Consider the following 20,405-nt stretch of genomic DNA (forward strand, 5'->3'; position numbering starts at 1 on the left):
TTAGTTATCCGTATCTTCTACGTTTGTAATTCCGGTCCCCAATGATCTCTCAGGTGCTGCAAATGGCCGCTGACACCCATAATCGCCACTCGCATCGACCACAGGGACGACTTATCGGCTACTCTCGGCAAGATGATATGCACACGCTTGGCGAAAACAGGCATCTTCGCCCATGACTCGCATCAGGAACTCCACCTTTTCATCGACTGGCGAAGTGCATCAGACACCTCGAACCCGCCTTTCCGGCTTTCCGTTGCTCGCTGGGTCTGAGAAGACGCCTGGGCTGCGGCCTTGCCTGCCTCGAGCTTGGCATTCAACAGAGCCATGATCATCGGCCAGACCGAGAATTTGCCTTCCCGCGCCTTGTCGGTCAGGTTACGCAGATAGCCGCCGGGGCTGTTGATCTGATCGGCCCGCTGATAGATCGCAGCAAGCGCAATCGTCGCATACCGTTCGCCGAGAACCTCGCAGGCTTCGTGCCAGGCGCTCGGACTGACCCCGAGCATCACCCGGCCGACCTCCGCGGCCGCCAAAAAGTCCCGCCAGCTTCGGATTTCCCCGTCTTTGGCCAGATGGTGCCAGCCTTTGCATGCATCCAGCACAATACCCAAAGGCAACTCCCGTTTCGGCAAGCTTTTCAGGTTGTCGTTTTCCTCGGCCGCTCCGCTCGCTTCATCTATTTTCCGAGAGCTTTTTTCAGATTCAGATATGTAGTCTGGTTTTGAATTCTGTATGTGTCGCTCACTATGAGACTCATTGGCGCTCATATTTTCGGAAATTGCATGTTTTTCCAACACGATGTGAACCTCATGCCGCAACTGCTCGAGTGCATCACAGACATCGTCCAGCGTCTCAATGGACGGTGAGCGCGGCAATTGGTCAACGATCCGCCGATAGTGCTCGGAAAACGTCTCCCACGGGCCAACCACGCCTTCGTCGAGCCCGGCTTCAATCAGTTTGATGACATCGCGCCGCAACAGTGTGAGGCGTTCCCGCTGGCACTTATAGGCGCGTTTCTTTGCGGCAACCTGTTCGGCCAGCGCCGCAAATTCACTCGCGCGCGCAACGAGAGGGGAGAGATCGAAGCCATACGCCTGCTCCACGTGCCCGCCCCTGCCCTTGCGAGCAAAGCGTTTGCCGTTCGGACTGTCGCGCCGGATAATCAACCCGCAATCCACCAACACGGCAAGATGGCGTCTCAGCGTCGCCGGCGACATGCCATTGGCACGCGAAGCGAGTTGAGCATTGGAGGGCCAGACAATGAGCGTGCCGTCGGACGAAAGCTCTGTATCGGGATGAAAGGTCAAAAGCGCGTTGAGCACGGACAGGCCGCGATCACTCGCGCCCAGCAATTCGCGGGCTTCGCGGATGGCATGGAAAGTCTGCCACTTGTGCACACATGCCCCTTCCGGCATGGCGCGTGCAGTCTTCTGGCTTGCCATCATGGCAAGCGACATCGGCCGCCGCCCAAAGGGCGTCGCTACATTCGCATGTTCCATGGTTCTACCTTCTTGAAAAAGGCAAAAGAAACCGCCCTTCCGGCCGGCAAAAATCACCGGCAGGGTCTTGACTGCGATTCGTAGAAATGCGACTCAAAGAGTGCTTAGGACTTTGAGGCTTCCCGTGTGAACCGCTCGGGGGGCCTTTTCTTTTGTCTCGTTTCTCCTTTGCTCTGTTTCAGACCTGACGAATCACCACGCGCCGCTGCGCCTTAATCTCTGCGCCCGTTTTTGTCGGCGGGGATGGAAAAGAACTCATCTGCAAGCGTATCAAGCCGCGTTTCCAGCCATTCGGCGAAGGCGGCCTCGCTGCGGGGGATGGAAATTGTGGTACCCGCACGTCCTCTGGACACCTGGCCAACCACCCGATCCCCGTGGGCAATCTCGCGTATTTCCGGCGTTTTTTCTTTCTCCGGCCTGCCGCGTGCCGCCACGACGGCAAGATCGATCCGGCGGGCCGGTTCAGCCGCCTGAAAGGCCGGATCGCCCACCAGGGCGCGAATGCGGGTCGCAGCGGCTTCGCCGCCGGCAAGGCAGGCATCCGCCAGTGTCATCCATTTCGGGCGCCCGACGCCCTTGGCCCGGCCGATTGCGCGAACAATGTCAAGCGGGAGCGCGCGCGCCACTTTCAGCATGAGAGACAGCGGTGTTTTGGAAAGACCGAGCACAGGCTCGATGGCGACGCTGGAAAAACCGGCCTCGCGCAATTGATGCGCCCAGAGCGCCTGTTCGATCCATGTGAGGTTTTCCCGCACACCATTTTCCAACGACTGCTCGACAAGAAGCTCCTTGTCGGTCAGTGGCCGGATATAGGCGCGGATACGGATATCGCCCGGCGTTTCGCTTTCTGAAGCCAGACGCCGGATCGCAGCCAGCCGGCGATGTCCATAGGCGAGCTGGTAGCGTCCCTGCTGTTCAGGATGCGGACGCACCAGGACCGGGATCTTCTGGCCTTCCGCCTTGATCGACACGGCCAGGTTTTCAATCTCCTCGCCGACTTCGCTGTCACTTTCAAAACGGTCGTGATAGGGCGAGGCATCGATTTTGGCAGGGTCCAGGACTGTAATGCTGCTCTCGGAAAGCGTGTTCAGCGCTTTGCCGACATTGCCGACGACCGGAGAGCCCCGCCGGCCGCGCGCGGGCAGCGCGCCCTGGTCGTCCTTAGCCTCACTGGCTTCCGCCATCATTTTCAGGATGCTCTTCTTCATTCCGTTCTGCCCCAGACCTGCCAGAGAAGTGAAAGGACTTCCGAGTTCACATTGTCGGCGCTCTCCAGTGCGCGTTTCAGCGTCTCGCGCCCAACCTCTCCGCTCTCGAGTTCATAAAGCGTCTTCTTCGCCACCCCTGCCCCGGCAATCGCCGTTGATTCCACGGCTTCGGCCACCAGCACGTCATTGTCGAACAGGCGGCGCATGACGCCCGCCATATATTTCTGCGGCCCGTCATTCGGGTTGACGCGGGTCAGCAGGAACTTGACGAAGTCATGATCAAAGCGCGCGCCGAACTCGGACAGGGTATCGGCAAGATCCGAGATCATGATCAGAAACTGGTTGCAAGAAGCGACATCCAGCATGGCCGGATGCACCGTGACGATCAGACCTGTGGCGGCGTAGAGGGCCGCCAGCGTGGCATAGCCGAGCGAGGGCGGCGTATCCAGCACGACGAAGTCGTACTGCCCCTCAACCGCGTAAATCGCATTCTTCAGCCGCTCGAAGAAAAGACCCATCTCATCGCGTTCCCGACGCGCAAGATAGGCCGGCGTATCGAACTCGAAATCCATCAGTTCGAGATTGCCGGGCACCAGATCGATACCGGGAAAATAGGTCTTACGCACGACATCTGCGAGCGCAAGCCGCTCATTGTCGTAGCGCAAAGCGGCATAGACGGTCTCGTTCTCGCCGACATCGAATTCCGGCTGCAGGCCGAAAATCGACGTCATGGAGGCCTGCGGATCAAGATCGATGCACAGGACGCGATAACCCTGAAGGGCCAGGTAATGCGCCAAATGCACGGAAGTCGTGGTCTTGGACGAACCGCCTTTGAAATTGGCCGTGGCAATGACCTGCAATTTCTCTCCGGACCTGCGCCGCGGCCAGAGGCGCAACGCATCATCGGGTCTGTGCTCGGCGAGATACTGGCGGAGCTCCGTCAGCTGTTCGGCGGAATAGATCCGGCGATTATTGTCTGCCCGATGGGGTTGCGGTCCCCGCCCCTCGATCGTCATCGAACGCAGCGTGCTTTCGGGAATATCGAGAAGCTTCACAAGGTCAAGCGTCGAAAATGTCCGCGTAAACGCCTTGCGCGCCTCGGGCGGATAGATACGATGGCGCATCACCTGAAGCTCTGCGGAGAGCTTGTCAGTGTAATCCGCGATCTTTTCCGCGGTGTCGCCGGATAGGCCGTATGCTGTCGTTTCGTTCATCTGACGGTTTTCATCAAATTATTGATCTCTTTGCGTCAAAGCGTGGATGAGTCGGCGCGATTCTGCAAGATTTTTTTCGTTAACGAAAGGTTAACGCCGCTGAGCCGATCTCAGCCAGGGTCTGTGACCGCGAAAGGCTATCATGGATTTGTGTCAGCGCGATTTCCGCAAAAGCAAAGCGCATGGGTCCGACCAGACCCGCGCTCGGGCGACCCCAAAAAGTTTTCAATTGAAAACATGACGCGGTGGCATGGCGGTCGCAGATGGAGGGGAATTGCGTTTTCAATTGAAAACATCCTGTTCCTGCCGCGCGCCGCGAGAAGACGCGACAGGATTATCATCCCGCCAAGGCCCGCCCGTGCCGGGCGGACCTCGCCAAAGCTTCGACGCAAACGGAACGCGATCGCGAATGGCCCTTCGCGTCTGCTCCTTTTTCCGCGCCGGGGCATGGAATTCAACGGTGGCCTGATGCCTGCTCGATCGGCGCCTCGAAAAGATATTCATCCAGTATGAAATCATCGAGGCCGGAGATGACGGCATCCGCCTGCCCCAGAACCGACGGGTTGCCGATGCCGAGCGCAGCCATCCCGGCCGCCTTGATCGCGGCAACGCCGGATGCGGCATCCTCGACCCCGAGGCAATCCTCCGGGTCAACGCCGAGATCGGCTGCAGCTTTCAGGAAGATTTCGGGATCGGGCTTTCCGCGTTTCAGCAGCCCGGCATCGACAACGGTATCAAACATGTCGGTAATCCCGAGCCTTTCAAGAATCGTCGGTGCGTTCCTGCTCACCGAGGCAAGACCGATCCGAAGGCCGGCATTCCGAACCGCCTTCAGCGCCTCGAATGCGCCCGGAAGAAGATCATCGCGCGTCATGGAACCGATCAGTTCACGATACCAGTCATTTTTCATTTCGCAGAGATGCTCGAACTCGGCGCCGTCAACCGCGACATTGCCCCTGTCGAGGATCATCTGCAGCGAGGCCCGGCGATCGATGCCCTTGAGGTTTTCGGCAAACGCCTCGTCAAAGTCAATGTTGAGCTCGTCGGCAAGCCGCTTCCATGCGCGATGGTGATAGCGGGCCGTATCGGTGATGACGCCGTCGAGATCGAAGATGACGGCCCGGAAGTGCTTTTTCTCGAAGGCCGGCGGCAGACCGACGACGCGCACCGGTTCTGCGGCCGAGAGATAAACGGCCATGCCGCGATGAAACAGCCGAAGCGCGGCGCCCTCGACAAGGCGATACTCGACCGCCGTCGCCGAAACGCTCACCTGCAAGGTCTGGCCGTGATCGACAAGACGGAAGCGATACGTGCTCCAGCTTCCGGGAAGGTGAGGGGTGAAATGCAGATCGCCGTTCACGACCCGCAACCCGGCGAACCCGTGGGCAACGCACATCCAGCTTCCGCCCATGGAGGCCGTATGGACCCCGTGAAACGTGTTGTCATGGGTGTTGTCGATATCCATGCGCGCCGTTTCCATGAAAAAGGCGTAGGCGAGATCGTGCTTGCCGACCTCGGAAGCGATGATGGAGTGAATGCAGGAGGACAGTGAGGAGTCATGCGTGGTGATCGCCTCATAATAGTTGAAGTCGCGCCATTTCTCGGCTCTGGAGAACAATTCTCCCCGTAGGAACAGGGCCAACAGAACGTCCGCCTGCTTGCAAACCTGGTGGCGGTAGATCACCAGCGGATGGTAGTGCAGAAGGAGCGGGTAGTTTTCCGGCGGCGTGTTGTCGAAATCCCAGACCTTTCGCGACAGGAATGCGTCATCCTGGGCGTGGATGCCGCGCGCGGCGTCATAGGGCAGGGCGATCCGCGCAGCAACGTCCGTCCAACGGGAAAGTTCGGCGGCGGAAAGGCCGACCTCTTTCGACAGCGCGGCATAGAAGGCCGGCTCTTCCCTTTGCAGGCGCTCGGCGATCTCGACGGCAAACGCGAGATGGGTGGCGGCCATCACATTCGTGTAGAGATTGTTGTTGACGAGCGCGGAATATTCGTCCGGCCCGGTAACCTCATCAATATGGTAGCGGCCCTCGACCTCATGCGCGAGATCGGACCATATGCGGGCGGTCTCAAACACCACTTCCGCCGCGCCCGCCAGCAGCAGCGAGACGTCTCCGGTGGCCGCAATATACTGCTTGAATGCGAAAGCGATATCCGCGTTGATGTGATATTGCGCCGTGCCGGCGGGAAAATAGGACGAGCACTCCTCGCCGGCGATGGTTCTCCAGGGATAGAGCGCGCCCCTGGCATGGCCGAGGTCGCGGGCGCGGGCGCGGGCGCTGTCGAGATAGCTGATGCGGTGACAGAGCAGGGCGCGCGCCAGCTTTGGAAAGGTCCGCGTGAAGACCGGCAGGATGTAGATTTCCGTATCCCAGAAACTGTGCCCCTCATATCCTTCACCGGTCAGCCCCTTGGCGGCAATATTGGTGTAGCCATCACGGCCAGCCGACTGAAACAGGTGAAAAAGGCTGAAATGCAACCCCTGAGACAACGCATCCGCTCCCTCGATTTCAATATCGGCCGCCTTCCAGAAACCGGCGAGACTGGCGCGTTGCTCGCGGACAAGCCCGTCGAAACCGGTCGCCCGGGCCTGCCCCAGCGCGGTCTCGCAGGCAGCGGCAAGCCGGTCGGCCGGCACGTCGCGCGTCGTGAGAATGGCGGTGGTCCTGTCGACGGTCACCGTCTCGCCGGCTCTTGCCGCCACCCGGAAATGCTGGGCGAGAACACCATTGTCTTCGCGCGCCGCGTTTTCGACGCCCACTCCGCCCGAGAGGCTTGCCAGAGATTCGATCCGCAAAAGGAGGTCGCTGTTGCGCGTGCGTGCAGTCAGCATCAACCGACCCGGAGAAACGGATGTTTCAATGGTCGACAGCGCCTTGGCCGCGGCTGCCGAACCGAGGCGCGGGTCGAAGCTTTCCTCGGCCCCGCGAACATTGCTGTCGATGGTCAGGTTGAATGAGAGCAGGACGTCCCTGTCCAGCGGCGTTACGCTGATGCGCTGTGCAAACACCGCCCTGCGGCTGAAACTGACGAGGCGTTGCGACAGGATACGCACTCTCTTGCCCGAGGGCGCCTTCCAAACCACCTTGCGAACCAAAACGCCCGCGCGGAAATCGAGGCTGCGCTGATAGGCTTCGATTTCGCCGTCGGCGAGGTTGAACCACTCTCCGTTTATGCTGATCTCCGCACCCTTTGCATTGGGAATGTTCAGCATGAATTCGTTGACGCGGGCAAAGCCATAGGCATTTTCAGGATAGCAGATCGTCTCCGTATCATAGAAGCCGTTGACATAGGTGCCTTCCATGCTGTCGGCGGCCTTGCCGGCCCAGGCCTCGTCGTGGCTGCCGCGCAGGCCGATATGGCCATTGCCCAGTGCGAACAGTGTCTCGCGCAGCAGATTGCACGTCGGGTCCCAGGAGGTTTCAACCAGGCGCCACGGGTCGTGTCCGAGCGACGATCCGATGAATTGACCGGGTTCTCCAACAGCGGGAAGCGGCGAGGGGCTTGGCATTTCAATGCGTGGCGTCGACATGTGTAATCTCCTTCGAAAAGAAAGACGCATCTGAAGCGGCACCCGGAAGAACCGAAAGCAAGGTTGTTTTTATTGTGGTTTTCCGAAGAGAGGGCAGTACAGGAATATGTATCGGAAAGATTTGACGGGCTTCAGTTTCTGAAACTTTTTTTAACGGATAAGTTGCGCATTCTTGCCGGTTTGAGTTCCGACTTTTAAAACTCGATTTCTATTTTTCTTATTTTTTATAACACCTTAACTGCAAGCACTCGGCATTTCTCGGGCCGTGCCGCTCAAAGTGACTAATTGTCTCTGAATTTTCTACTATTCTAAAGTGCGTCCTGTGGCGGCGACAGGCTTGTGAGCACGGGACGAGATCATCGGGCGATTAGTTGGCATCGCCCGATGCTCTGACAACAGTGTCATTTCCCAGGCCAATCCCCGACGGATGGCGTGGATTCGGGCGTATCTGACCTGCGCGCAGGATCAGAGGCTGGTCGAACCATCCGTGCTGGAAGAAGACAATCAGAGCAGGGCAGACGCGCTATCGCAACCGATCCTCGTCGTCGATCAGCTCAAGACTGCTCGGGCCGGTTTCGGCCCATCGCCACAAAACCAGATTGATATCGTCCGGACGCGCGCCCTTTGCAAAACTGCGGACAAGAAGCCCGTTATATCCGACCGCAATCAGGTCACGCGCGAAACGCTGTGTCCGCGCCTCGCCGCTCTCACTCATCTGATCGCGCCATGATGGATCGGCAAGTACGGCGTCATCGACACCGGCAGCAGCCAGGGCCGCGCCGTCTCTTGCGTCGAACACCATATCGATGCGGGCCCGATAGCCGACCAGCGTCGTCGGTTGGAGATCGCCTACCTGATTGGCTTCGCGCAAGGCGGTCAGCACCGATGTCGCGGCGTAAAGCGCCGGAACGCCCTTGGGATTGAAGCGACCGCCATAAATCTCAGCTCCGCGTCCCGACATGGGCTCGCGCGCATAGACCGGATTGAGCGCCCGGTAGAGTTTTCCTGAATAGGTGAACGCCACGGTCAGGCGTGAACGCCGGCGTCGACGGCATCGATGTAATCCAGAACATCCTCGGCGCGGCCCTCGCGGACAAGCTGCATGGCCGTCCGTCCGGAAAATCCGGCCAGCGGCTCGGACCTGTACCAGGCATAGGCGATCAGCGCCGAGCCGAAACGCGGCTCGACCTTGTTGACGATCTCCACCATTTCGCGCAGACGTCGCTGCGTCTTGTCGGATCGCACCCTGTCCTTACGTTGGATCGCGTCCTTCCCGAGCCCGACCGTTCGCGCGATCTCCTCGCTGGTCGTGCGAAGAATGCTCGCAATCTTGTTCGGCGCGAAGAGCCCGTGATCTGAATATTGTGCGAGGTCCATATCGCCACCCTATTACTTACCGCAATTTCTGACACTATATAGCGTCACCTCATGCGGCATTCAATCGTCTCGCTGGAGAATCCGGCTTTTGTCTTGTCTCGATAAAGTCATGAAACGCGTCGGACCGGGCAGAAACGAGAAAGAGAGGCGGCGCGACGCAGGGCCTTGCGAAAAGAAGAGGACCATACCCGTCATCAGAATTGACACATGTGCCCGAAGGTCGGCCATGACTGATCTTCGCGGGCAATGGCTTCGTCGCAAGGCCGAGCCTCTTTCTTCTCGGCAGTTTCGGCTGAGGGAGGAGCCCGGGAGAATTTGGATCTCCTGACATTCGCCCTCAGCATGATGAACGGGCCGTCCTCGCGACGCTCGACATGGCGCCGAAGTCCGGCGAACCGCCAGGACGCATGTTTTGAAACGTCTTCAAAAGATGCAAGATCGAAAGAATTGCAAACAGAGCGTGTCGGGAGCACTATCACCAGCGGAAAACTGGTGATTGCCATGCATGAACTTTCGATCTGCGAGAGCCTGGTGACGATCATGGAAGAGGAGGCGGAAAGGCAGAAATTCACGCGCGTCAAACGGGTTTGTCTGGAGATCGGCCCATTTTCCGGCGTCGAAATCGATGCATTGCGCTTCAGTTTCGAGATCGCCGTGAGAGGCACGGTTGCCGAAGACGCCGTGCTCGACATCGAACAGCCACAAACAGAGGCAAAATGTATGGTATGCGGCAACAAGATGGCGGTTGAGGATCATTTTGCCATCTGTCCGCACTGCGGCTCAGGGCAGTTGCAGGCGAGTGGCGGCAATATGCTGCGTATCAGGGCGTTGGAGGTGATCTGATGTGCTCGGTTTGCGGATGTGGTCAGGCTGAAATCCATGGCGATCAAAGCCATGACCACGCAATTCACAACCATGGTGCGGACCACGAGGCGACAAACACGCGGCTGATCCGCCTCGAACAGGATATCCTGGCCAGAAACAATGCGTTTGCAGCGGAAAACCGCGCGCTCCTGGAAGGCAGAGGCTGTCTCGCGCTCAACCTCGTTTCCAGCCCCGGTTCGGGCAAGACGAGCCTTTTGATCAAAACCATCGAGGCGATCGGCGATCGCCATATCTGCTCGGTGATCGAGGGGGACCAGCAGACGTCTGTCGATGCGGAACGCATCCGGGCCACCGGCGCTTCGGCCCTGCAGATCAATACCGGCAAGGGGTGCCACCTCGATGGGCATATGGTCGCTCACGCGCTTGAAACGCTCAATCCGGAAGCCGGCGCCATTGTCTTCATTGAAAATGTTGGCAATCTGGTCTGCCCGGCGCCCTTCGATCTGGGAGAAAACCACAAGGTCGTCATCCTTTCCGTTACCGAGGGAGACGACAAGCCTCTGAAATATCCGGACATCTTTGCTGCCTCCGATCTCATGATCATCAACAAGAGCGATCTTTCGCCCTATGTCGATTTCGACATTGACGCCGCGATTGCCAATGCGCGGCGGGTCAATCCGAAGATCGGCGTCCTGGCCCTTTCGGCCCGGACGGGCGAGGGGATGCAGGCCTGGATCAACTGGATCGATGCGGCACGCCACCTGTCCGCCGTTTCGAATTCAGGTGTTGCTGCGCGACGGGAGTGCTGAAATGTGTCTTGCCATTCCCGCCAGGGTCGAAGCCGTTGAAGACGGGGATATGGCCATCGTCGCCGTCGGCGGCGTTCGCAAACGGATTTCCACCGCGCTTCTGGATACCGTCGCGATCGGCGATTATGTGCTCGTCCATGTCGGTTATGCCCTGCACAGGCTGAGCGAGGAGGAGGCCGAAAACACTCTGGCCATGATGGCCGCAGCGGGGCTTCTCGACGGCGAGCTTGAAGAGATGACCGGACGCGCGTCATGAAATATATTGACGCCTTTCGCGACCGGTCGCTCGCCATGGGGCTTGCCGCGCGCATTGCCCGCGAGGCGCAGCCCGACAGGCACTATCATTTCATGGAGTTTTGCGGCGGGCACACGCATGCAATCTTTCGCTACGGCGTTGCGGACCTGATGCCAGCCAATGTGCATTTCGTCCACGGGCCGGGCTGCCCGGTCTGTGTATTGCCGGTGCGCCGGCTTGACGATGCCATTGAACTGGCCGAGCGGCATGGCGTGATCCTTTGTACCTATGGCGATATGATGCGAGTGCCCGGTTCGCACCGCCGGTCACTGATCGGCGCTCGGGCAGGCGGCGCCGACATCCGCATGGTCTACTCCACCATGGATGCGCTTGCCATCGCCCGGCAGAACCCGCACCGCAATGTGGTCTTCTTCGCCATCGGCTTCGAGACCACGACGCCGCCGACGGCTGTCGCGGTGCTCGAGGCGGAGCGGGAGGGGCTGACGAATTTCTTCGTCTTCTGCAACCATGTTCTGACACCGCCCGCCATCGCCCACATTCTCGATTCTGCGGATTTTGCACCCGGCGGCGCGGCGCGCATTGACGGTTTTCTGGGCCCCTCCCACGTCAGTGCGGTGATCGGTTCGCGCCCCTATGAAGCGGCGGCGGCGAACTACAACAAACCGGTCGTCATATGCGGCTTCGAGCCGCTCGACGTCATGCAATCGGTGCTGATGCTGATCCGACAGGTCAATGAGGGACGGGCAGAGGTTGAAAATGAATATCGCCGGGTCGTCACCCGGGACGGCAATCTGAAGGCGCAGGCGCTGGTTGAACGGGTCTTCGAAACGCGCGAAAGCTTCGAATGGCGCGGCCTTGGAATGGTCGGCCGGAGCGCATTGCAGCTCAGATCGCCCTATGCCGGATTTGATGCCGAAAAGCGTTTCGAATGTAGGCCCAAACAGTCGCGGGAGGTCAAATCCTGCGAATGCCCGTCAATCCTGCGCGGGGTGAAAAAACCGACCGACTGCAAGCTGTTCGGCACGGCGTGCACGCCCGATACGCCAATGGGCTCCTGCATGGTGTCATCCGAAGGCGCATGCGCCGCCTACTGGACCTATGGCCGGTTTCGCACCGCGAAGGCAGCGGCGGGAGGCGGCGCATGACGAAGACCGGCCACGTCGAAATGGTGCATGGCGGCGGCGGCCGCGCGATGGCCGATCTGATTGACGGCCTGTTTCTCCGCTATCTGAAAAATCCCTGTCTCGAACAGGCCCACGATGCGGCGGTCTTGCGCCCGCAGTCCGGCCGGCCGGTGCTGACCACGGATGGTCATGTCGTCTCGCCACTGTTTTTCCCCGGCGGCGATATCGGTGCGCTTTCGGTCCATGGCACGCTCAATGACCTGGCCATGGCAGGGGCGATGCCGGTCGCGCTGACGGTCAGCTTCATACTGGAAGAAGGGTTCTCGCTTGCCGATCTGGAAAGGATCGTGCGGTCCATGGCCGACGCCGCCCGCGCCGCGGGTGTTCCTGTTGTCGCCGGTGACACCAAGGTCGTGGAAAGGGGCAAGGGCGATGGCGTCTATATTTCGACCACTGGTCTCGGCATAGCGCCCGAGGGCGTGGATATCGGGCCGCACCGCGTGCAACCGGGACAGGCTATCCTGCTCTCCGGGACCATTGGCGATCATGGATGCGCCATCCTGTCGAAGCGGGAAAATCTCGGATTTGAAACGGAGATCTGCTCTGACAGCGCGGCCCTTCACCGGCTGGTTGCCGCCATGATCGCGATATCACCGTCGATTGCGCTGTTGCGGGATCCGACGCGCGGCGGCCTTGCGGCGACGCTGAACGAGGTGGCCCATGCGGCCGGAGTTGGCATGGCGCTCGAAGAGGCGGCCATCCCCGTGCATCAGGATGTCGCCGCCGCCTGCGAACTGCTTGGTCTCGATCCGCTTCACATCGCCAATGAGGGCAAGCTGGTAGCGATTTGCGATGCGGGCGACGCAGACGCTCTCCTGAAGGCGATGCGGGACGATCCGCTCGGACGTCAGGCGATGCGGATCGGATCGGTGGTCGAGGATGATGCGGCGCTTGTCGAAATGACGACACGTTTCGGCGGCCGGAGGATTGTCGACTGGCTGGCCGGAGAGCAATTGCCGCGGATCTGCTGATATGACCGGCAACCGCAATCATGGCAGACAAATCCACGGGCGGCGCTATCGCGTGACAGGCCTTGTCCAAGGGGTTGGTTTCCGCCCGACCGTCTGGCGGCTTGCCCGTGAACGCGGGCTTACCGGTCATGTTCTCAACGATGCCGCCGGCGTTGAGCTGGACATTTTCGGCAGTATGGAAGCGCTTGATCGTTTCGACGCGCAACTTAGCGCGCAAGCGCCACCGCTCGCGCGGATCGACAAGGTGACATGGCAGCCCATCGCAGCGGATGCCGCGCCGCATGATTTCGTTATTCGGCCAAGCCGGCATGGGGCCGTGACAACGGGCGTTGTTCCCGATGCCGCCCTCTGTCCGGCATGCCGCGATGAGATATTTTCCGACGGCGAACGCCGCAAGAACTATGCCTTCGCCAACTGCACCGATTGCGGGCCGCGGCTGTCGATTGTCCGCGCCATTCCCTATGACCGGGCCAATACGTCCATGGCCGCCTTTTCGATGTGCCCGGCATGTCTTCGCGAATACGGCGACCCTGAAGACCGGCGCTTTCATGCGGAACCCATCGCCTGTCCGGACTGCGGGCCGCGCCTGTGGTTCGAAGGCAGCGAAGGCAGCGAAGGCGAGGACGGCGATCCGCTTGAAACGGCAGCTGACTGGCTTCGGCGCGGCGCCATCGTCGCGATCAAGGGCATCGGCGGATTTCACCTTGCCTGCGATGCGACCAACGCGGCGGCCATCACACGGCTTCGCTCCCGCAAGCACCGCCCGACAAGGCCTCTCGCCGTCATGGTTCGCGACCTGAAAATGGCCGGGGCACTTGCCGAACTTGATGCGCGGGAACAGGCGCTGATGGCCTCGCCGGCAGCCCCCATCCTGCTTGCGCGAAGTCGGGCGGATACACCGCTTGCGGCCACAATCGCGCCGGGCCAGACCCGGGTGGGGGTTATGCTGGCCTATTCTCCCCTTCATGTGCTGTTGATGGAGAAAATCGGCCGACCACTGGTCATGACATCCGCAAACAGGTCGGGCGCGCCGCTGGCAACCGGCAATGACGCGGCGAGGAGCCGGCTTTCCGGCATTGCCGATGGCTTTCTCATGCATGATCGCGAAATCGTCAACAGGCTGGACGATTCCGTTGTCCGGGCCGACAGACATGCGGTGCAGATCATCCGGCGGGCGAGGGGCTTTGCCCCGGCGCCGATCACCGTCGAAGTCCCTTTTGCAAAACGCATCCTTGCAATGGGTGGAGAAATGAAATCGGCGTTCTGTCTCGCAACCGGCCGCCAGGCCATTGTCTCGCAGCATATCGGCGATCTCGAGGACGCCGACACCTTTGCCGACTACCGAAAAAAAATCGAGCTGTATCTAAGGCTTTTCGACTTCCACCCGGATGCGATTGCCGTCGATTGCCACCCGGACTACCTTTCAACACAGCACGGACGGCGGCTGGGAGCGGCGCACGGCATCCCGGTGATACCGGTCCAGCATCACCACGCCCATCTTGCATCCTGTCTGTCCGAAAACGGGCTGGCGCCAGATCATAATATCCTGGCTGTCGTGCTTGACGGTCTGGGGCTGGGAACGGACGGCCCGTTCTGGGGCGGCGAAATCCTGCTCGGCAACTGCCGCCGCTTTGTCCGGCTTGCCCATTTTGCTCCCGTTGCCATGCCGGGGGGCAATGCCGCCTCACGCGAGCCTTGGCGGAACCTGGTTGCGCATATGTGGGCCGCCTTCGGGCGCAGCGGGATCGCGCGGCTTCCGCAAAGCGGGGCGCTGCCGGCAATCGATCCGGCCCGACTGCGGATCGCCGGGCAGATGACGGCGCGGGGCATCAACGCCCCGCCTGCTTCCTCTGCTGGCCGCCTGTTCGACGCCGTTGCTGCCGCCCTTGGCATCTTTGCCGAGCGGCAGGATTATGAAGGACAGGCCGCCATGGCGCTGGAGGCGCTGGCCGCCTCCCGCGTTGCCGATGTGACGCCTTATCCGGTCGACCTGGCCGAAAGGGGCGACGTGACGGTAATGTCCTGGAAATCGCTCTGGACCGCGCTGCTGGACGACGTCGTTGCGGGTCGCGACACGGCGGAAATCGCGGCGCGTTTTCATGGCGGACTGATCGCGGCGCTGGCCCGCGAGACGGTCAAACTGGCAGGCGAGCACGGCATCCGGCAGGTGGCGCTTACCGGTGGCGTGATGAACAACGCGATCGTGTCTGACGGCCTTGCCGATGCGCTGGTGGCTGCGGGCCTTACGCCGGTCCTGCATAGGCAGCTTCCGGCCAATGACGGCGGGCTGGCGCTGGGGCAGGCCGCTATCGCCGCCTGTGCCGTTTTGTAGGGCAATCGGGGGAGGGGGCGGTTTGCGCGCTCAAGCGCGCGAAGCAAAGAGGCTGCGTACCCTGTCGACCCTGGTCTTCTCGGCAAAATTCCTGATTTACTCTGATGCCAGATGGCCGGCTTCGCGCCCGGCGAAATCCCGATACCACGAAACAAAAAACGCTTCGGCGCAATCGAGATTGTATCGCGCCGTTGCGCTCAGACCTTCCCTGATATCGCCGAAGACCGTGCCGGCGATACCGAGGACAAAGGCGTGCGGCGCGCGGCCGTAGAGCGTTTGCGAAAGCGCCAGGATGGCCTCCGGGGAGAGGCTGTGGCTTGCGATATCGGCGGCTTCCGCCGCTTTCGCCGTCGCGAAGGTGAAAGGGTTCGCGCAGGCCACCGATGCGTCGGCGAACACCACGCAGCCGGCTTTTGAAACGGCAAGCGCGTGATCGACCGTCAACTGGTAGTCGATATCAATGGCAAGGCCCGGCAGGCGCCGGTTTTCGAGACGAAAGGCCAGCGCCGGCCCCAACCCGTCATCGCCCCGGCCCTGATTGCCGTATCCAATCAGCAGCATGTGATCGCCTCAGAAAGACCGCGTGCGGCTGGCGAGCATCCTGTCGTCTGCATCGAAGAGTTCGACGACAAGCGGCATCTGGCCGATGGCGTGGGTGGCACAGGACAAGCAGGGGTCATAGGCGCGGATAGCAACCTCGATGTGATTGAGCATGCCCTCGGTAATCTCAGCCTGCTTCGACAGATAGCGCGTTGCGACATCCTTCACCGCCCTGTTCATCCCCTCATTGTTGTGAGTGGTGGAGACGATGAGATTGCAATAGGTCACCTGGTCGTTTTCATCGACCCGGTAGTGATGGATCAGGTTGCCGCGCGGCGCTTCGATAACGCCAACGCCTTCCTCCCGCCTGGCTCCGGTGGCACGAAGTTCGGTGCCCTGAAGGTCGGGGTCGAGCAGCAGCGCGTGAATTTTCTCTACGCAATGCAGCACCTCGATCATCCGCGCCCAGTGACTTGCGAGCGAGGTTTCGTTGGGCGCGCCGCCGGTGAAGGCTTTGAATTCTCTCAGCGCCGCATCCGCGTCGGGCGTGTCGATAAAGCGCGCCGTATTCATCCGTGCCGTCGGACCGACGCGGTACCAGCCCTGCTCCGGCCCGAGGGTCTTGATGAAGGGGAATTTCATATAGGACCAGGAGCGGACATCCTCGACGAGCAATTCGTGATACCGCGAATATTCGACATCATCGAAAATTGTCTGTCCCGCAGCATCAATTGCGCGCAGGCCCCCGTGATAGAGGTCAAGAGCGCCGTCGCCGGAGCGCGCCAGCGACATGTGGTTCGAGGGGAAGGCGGCGAATTCGCTGACCAGACCTGCATGCTCGAGCGTGTAACCGCGCGCCAATGCCAGCGCGTCCCGCGCCCACTGCGTCATATCGTCGATTTCCTTCAGCAGCGCATCGCGTTTCTCGACCGACAAATTTCGATTGATCCCGCCGGGAATGGCGCCCGTGCCATGCACTTTCTTGCCCGCCGTCGCCTCAATGATCTCCTGGCCGAACTTGCGCATCATGATCGCCCGTCGCCCAAGCTCCGGCTGCGCACGCAAGATTTCGAAGATATTGCGCTTTTCCGCCGGCGCGTCGAAGCCAAACAGAAGGTCGGGCGCGGCGAGGTGAAAGAAATGCAGCACATGGCTCTGCATCACCTGGCCATAATGCATGAGGCGGCGCATTTTCTCCGCAGTCGGCGGCAGGCAATCAACCCCGGAAATCATGTCCATGGCCTTGGCGGCGGCGAGATGATGGCTGACCGGGCATATGCCGCACAGCCGCTGGACGATGACCGGAACTTCCCAAAGCAGCCGTCCCCGGATAAAGCGCTCGAATCCGCGAAACTCGACGATATGCAATCGAGCCTCTTCGACGGCATTTTCGCGGTTCAGGTGGATCGTCACCTTTCCATGTCCTTCGACCCTGGTGACGGGGGCAATTTCGATTAGCCTTGGTTCAGCCATGTCACGTCCCTCCGTTCAGTTCAGTCGAATCTGATCTTGTCGCGTTCAAAGCCCCTGAACCTTCCGGCAAGCAGGCCGCTCAGCGTGTTGAAAATAATGTCGCCGGAGGGAGCGCAGCCGGGGATCTGATAGTCGATCTCAACCACCTCGCCGCAGGGGTAGACCCGATCAAGCAGCAAGGGCAGCGCCGGATCATTGGGGATGCCATGGGTCGTGTTGCGGATATATTTTCCGGTGATATAGGCCTCGTCCAGGCATTCGCGCAGCGGTGCATCGGAATGCATGATGGCGTTGCGCATGGCCGGCAGCCCGCCCATGATCGCGCATTGACCGATGGCGATCAGCACATCGCAATTGCGCCTGAAATCCCACAGCACATGCACGTTTTCCTCGTTGCAGCAACCGCCTTCGACGATGCCGATGTCGCAACGCCTGGTGAAATGTTTGATATCGGTGAGGGGCGAGCGGTCTACGTCGACCAGTTTCATCAGTTCTACCAGCCGCTCGTCAATGTCGAGAAGGGCCATGTGACAACCGAAGCACCCGGCCAGGGAAACGGTGGCGATCCGTGCTTTTCTGGGCTCACTCATGGCGCTTCCCCTCGATCTCGCTGCCGATCAGCCCCCGGTCGAATTCGCGCTCGCCGATCGGCGTGGCAAAGCCCTCACCCTTGCGGATGATGCAGCCGACGGGACAGACGTCTTTCGAAATGGCATGGTCGGTGATAGCCGCATCCGTCTGGGCGAGGTCAGGCCCGTTCACGGCCACACGACGGTGAATGCCGCGGCCGACATAGCCGAAAATTCCCTTGTGATCGACATCCTGCGAAGCACGGATACAACGCCCGCAACTGATGCAGCGATTGGTGTCGAGCGCGATGTCGGGATGTGAGGCGTCAAGCCCGCGCGATGGCTCGAGATAGGGGAATTTCGTCGGCTCGGTCATGCCCAGCCGGTAGGCCATGGCCTGCAACTCGCAGTTTCCGCTCTCCTCGCAGATCGGACACAGATGATTGCCCTCGTGAAACAGCATCTCCACCAGATCGCGCCTGAGCTTGGAGATATGCGGCGTTTCGTTGTCGACCTTCATGCCCGGCTCGGCCGGCTGCGTACAGGCGGATGTGCTGTGCCCGTTCGCCTTGACCGTGCAGACGCGGCAGCTGCCCTGATGGCGCAGCCCTTGATGGTCGCACAGGCGCGGGATGTAGACGCCGGCCGCATCCGCCGCTTCCATGATCGTCTGTCCGGGACTGGCGGCAATCTCGACGCCATCGATGGTGAAGGTGAAATCCTCCTGGGTCATTGGCCAAAATCCCTGTCATAGATATAGGATCGGCGCCGCGCGAGCTTGCGGGCGTCATCAATGGCTGACTGGATGTCAAAGGTCGGTCGCAGCCGGTCTTCGGAGGGCTTGACCAGCGCCGAATAGACGAGCGGAAAATTCTCGAGCGTCGTCAGGATCGGGCGCGGCGACGTCATTCCGAGACCGCAGCGACTGGTTTCCATGATCGTGGCCGACAAATCCTTCAGATAGTCGATGTCCTCGGGACCGGCCAGGCCCTTGCGGAATTTGGCGATCGCCTGCTGCAGGAAGACATTTCCCACCCGGCATGGCGTGCAATAGCCGCAACTCTCGTCAACAAAAAACGACATGTAATAATCGACGATCTCCAGAATATTGCGTTCGCGGCCAAAGATGACAACAGCGCCGCCGGTCGCCAGATCATCGAAGGAAAGCCGGCGCTCGAAACTGTCCCGGCCGATCATCGTTCCGCTCGGCCCGCCGACGAGAACAGCGGCCGCATCTTCTCCGCCTGCCATTTCAAGGAGCGCATGCACCGTCATGCCATAGGGCAGTTCATAAACCCCGGGATTGAGGCAGTCACCCGAAACGCTGAACAGCTTTGTTCCGTGGCTTCCGGCCTGGCCCATATCGAAGAACCACTGCGCGCCCCGGTCGAGTATGCGGGCGGCATGACAGAGGGTTTCGACATTGTTGACCACTGTCGGACAGCCGAAATAGCCTTTCTCGACAGGAAAGGGCGGCCGGGTCATGGGTTCGCCGGGCCGACCCTCGCAAGAGCTGATCAGCGCGCTTTCCGCCCCGCAGACATAGGCGCCCGCGCCCATCTGGATCCTGATGTCGAAATCGAACCCCTCCTGGCCCATGACCGCGCGACCGAGCAGGCCTTCAATGCGCCTTTCTTCCAGAACGGCGGCAAGCAAGCCTTCGAGATAGGCGTATTCGCCCCTGAGATAGATGATCCCTTCACTGGCGCCGACAGCTTTGGCGGCAATCGTCATGCCTTCGACGAGAAGGTGAGGCCGCTCCGTCAGGAGAACCCGATCCTTGAATGTGCCCGGCTCGCCTTCGTCGGCGTCACAGATGATGTAGCGGCGTCCGGCTGGCGTCGCCCCCGCCAGCCGCCATTTCTTTCCGGCGGAAAACCCGGCCCCGCCGCAGCCGCGCAGCCCGCTGGCCTCCACCGCCTCGATGATGCCCTCTGGCGTCATGTCGAGCGCCGCCGCCAGCCCGGCATTGTCGGGCACGGGGCCGAGAAGCACCGAACCGGCATGACGGATATTGCTTTCGACCATGCGCGATGCCTGTTCGTAAGGCGTCAGCGCGGAAAAGCGTGGGCTGATCAGGTCCTGCGGCGACTGACCGGAGCGCAGTGCCGCGACGATTTCATGGGCGCGGTCTGCCGTCAGATTGGTCATGACGACATCATTGATCATCGCCGCCGGCGCCTGATCGCACAGGCCGATGCAAGGCGTGTATTCAAGGGAGAAGGCGCCGTCGTCGGATGTTTCCCCCATCGCGATGCCGAGCGCCGCCTCAAAAGCGGCCGCCACCGCCTTGAGGCCCGCGAAGCGATCAATAATGTCGTCGCAGAGACGAATGGTGATCCGTCCCTTCGGGGTCAGCGACAAGAAGGAATAGAATGAGGCGACGCCCTCGACGGCAACGCGGGTCTGCCCGGTCTGGGCGGCGACCACACTCAACATCTGCGGCGAGATCCACCGGTACCGGTTCTGCAGCGTCCGGAGAATGTCCAACAATCTGTGGTGGTCGTCGCCATATGCCGCGCAGACCGCGACAATATCGGCGTTGTCGATCCGGGGCATCTCGCAGATCAGCGCATCAGCCTTGGCTGGATCCTGGGCCATCGTCGGTTCCTC

17 protein-coding genes are annotated in these 20,405 nt (G+C 60.7%); 6 read left to right on the top strand and 11 right to left on the bottom strand.

Going from position 1 to position 20,405, the window contains the following annotated elements; genetic code table 11:
* Positions 1–182 precede the first annotated feature (182 nt).
* From repC to FF124_RS19060, 6 genes are all read right to left on the bottom strand, one after another.
* A complete protein-coding gene (gene repC, locus FF124_RS19035; protein WP_138750063.1) occupies positions 183–1,499 on the bottom strand; it encodes a plasmid replication protein RepC in 1,317 nt (438 codons plus the stop codon).
* A 212-nt stretch (positions 1,500–1,711) separates the two neighbouring features.
* Complete coding sequence (gene repB, locus FF124_RS19040) at positions 1,712–2,707, bottom strand: plasmid partitioning protein RepB (RefSeq protein WP_138750064.1); 996 nt, start codon at positions 2,705–2,707, stop codon at positions 1,712–1,714.
* Positions 2,704–3,921: a plasmid partitioning protein RepA gene (gene repA, locus FF124_RS19045; RefSeq protein ID WP_138750065.1), complete on the bottom strand. Its 1,218-nt coding sequence runs from the start codon at positions 3,919–3,921 to the stop codon at positions 2,704–2,706. Before repA ends, repB begins: the two co-directional genes overlap by 4 nt.
* 454 nt (positions 3,922–4,375) lie before the next feature.
* Positions 4,376–7,456 carry a beta-phosphoglucomutase gene (gene pgmB, locus FF124_RS19050; protein WP_138750066.1) on the bottom strand — a complete coding sequence of 1,027 codons (3,081 nt, stop codon included), beginning with the start codon at positions 7,454–7,456 and terminating at the stop codon, positions 4,376–4,378.
* Between the two features lie 523 nt (positions 7,457–7,979).
* The gene (locus FF124_RS19055) at positions 7,980–8,480 is read right to left on the bottom strand and encodes an RES family NAD+ phosphorylase (protein WP_425462552.1); all 501 of its coding nucleotides are present in this window, start codon (positions 8,478–8,480) and stop codon (positions 7,980–7,982) included.
* Between the two features lie 2 nt (positions 8,481–8,482).
* Entirely contained in the window at positions 8,483–8,833 is a 351-nt protein-coding gene (locus FF124_RS19060; RefSeq protein ID WP_138750067.1) for an MbcA/ParS/Xre antitoxin family protein, read from the bottom strand.
* A 315-nt stretch (positions 8,834–9,148) separates the two neighbouring features.
* On the opposite strand from FF124_RS19060, the gene hypA reads away from it, so the two are divergent.
* From hypA to hypF, 6 genes are read left to right on the top strand one after another with little or no spacing between them, the layout of a single operon-like run.
* Positions 9,149–9,676, top strand: a complete 528-nt coding sequence (hypA, locus tag FF124_RS20870; RefSeq protein WP_246072560.1) for a hydrogenase maturation nickel metallochaperone HypA — start codon at positions 9,149–9,151, stop codon at positions 9,674–9,676.
* Positions 9,676–10,467 carry a hydrogenase nickel incorporation protein HypB gene (hypB, locus tag FF124_RS19070; protein ID WP_138750068.1) on the top strand — a complete coding sequence of 264 codons (792 nt, stop codon included), beginning with the start codon at positions 9,676–9,678 and terminating at the stop codon, positions 10,465–10,467. The genes hypA and hypB overlap by 1 nt, the downstream gene beginning before the upstream one ends.
* 1 nt (position 10,468) lies before the next feature.
* On the top strand, positions 10,469–10,723 hold the full coding sequence (locus FF124_RS19075; protein WP_138750069.1) for a HypC/HybG/HupF family hydrogenase formation chaperone: 255 nt from the start codon (positions 10,469–10,471) through the stop codon (positions 10,721–10,723).
* Positions 10,720–11,868, top strand: coding sequence for a hydrogenase formation protein HypD (gene hypD / locus FF124_RS19080; protein ID WP_138750070.1), 1,149 nt, complete (start codon positions 10,720–10,722; stop codon positions 11,866–11,868). The genes FF124_RS19075 and hypD overlap by 4 nt, the downstream gene beginning before the upstream one ends.
* A complete protein-coding gene (gene hypE, locus FF124_RS19085) occupies positions 11,865–12,878 on the top strand; it encodes a hydrogenase expression/formation protein HypE (protein WP_138750071.1) in 1,014 nt (337 codons plus the stop codon). Before hypD ends, hypE begins: the two co-directional genes overlap by 4 nt.
* A 1-nt stretch (position 12,879) precedes the next feature.
* Positions 12,880–15,210 carry a carbamoyltransferase HypF gene (gene hypF, locus FF124_RS19090; RefSeq protein WP_138750072.1) on the top strand — a complete coding sequence of 777 codons (2,331 nt, stop codon included), beginning with the start codon at positions 12,880–12,882 and terminating at the stop codon, positions 15,208–15,210.
* Positions 15,211–15,306: 96 nt separating this feature from the next.
* Here hypF and FF124_RS19095 read toward each other — a convergent pair whose 3' ends face one another.
* The 5 genes from FF124_RS19095 to FF124_RS19115 are packed head-to-tail and all read right to left on the bottom strand — an operon-like array spanning position 15,307 to position 20,393.
* Entirely contained in the window at positions 15,307–15,771 is a 465-nt protein-coding gene (locus FF124_RS19095; RefSeq protein WP_138750073.1) for a hydrogenase maturation protease, read from the bottom strand.
* A gap of 9 nt (positions 15,772–15,780) precedes the next feature.
* Positions 15,781–17,223, bottom strand: a complete 1,443-nt coding sequence (locus tag FF124_RS19100; RefSeq protein ID WP_138750074.1) for a Ni/Fe hydrogenase subunit alpha — start codon at positions 17,221–17,223, stop codon at positions 15,781–15,783.
* 20 nt (positions 17,224–17,243) lie between these two features.
* On the bottom strand, positions 17,244–17,813 hold the full coding sequence (locus tag FF124_RS19105) for an NADH-quinone oxidoreductase subunit B family protein (protein ID WP_138750075.1): 570 nt from the start codon (positions 17,811–17,813) through the stop codon (positions 17,244–17,246).
* Complete coding sequence (locus FF124_RS19110; protein WP_138750076.1) at positions 17,806–18,525, bottom strand: 2Fe-2S iron-sulfur cluster-binding protein; 720 nt, start codon at positions 18,523–18,525, stop codon at positions 17,806–17,808. The genes FF124_RS19105 and FF124_RS19110 overlap by 8 nt, the downstream gene beginning before the upstream one ends.
* A complete protein-coding gene (locus FF124_RS19115; protein WP_138750077.1) occupies positions 18,522–20,393 on the bottom strand; it encodes an NAD(P)H-dependent oxidoreductase subunit E in 1,872 nt (623 codons plus the stop codon). Before FF124_RS19115 ends, FF124_RS19110 begins: the two co-directional genes overlap by 4 nt.
* Positions 20,394–20,405: the final 12 nt, after the last annotated feature.

Source organism: Martelella lutilitoris, assembly GCF_005924265.1.
GTDB classification, from domain to species: Bacteria; Pseudomonadota; Alphaproteobacteria; order Rhizobiales; family Rhizobiaceae; genus Martelella; species Martelella lutilitoris.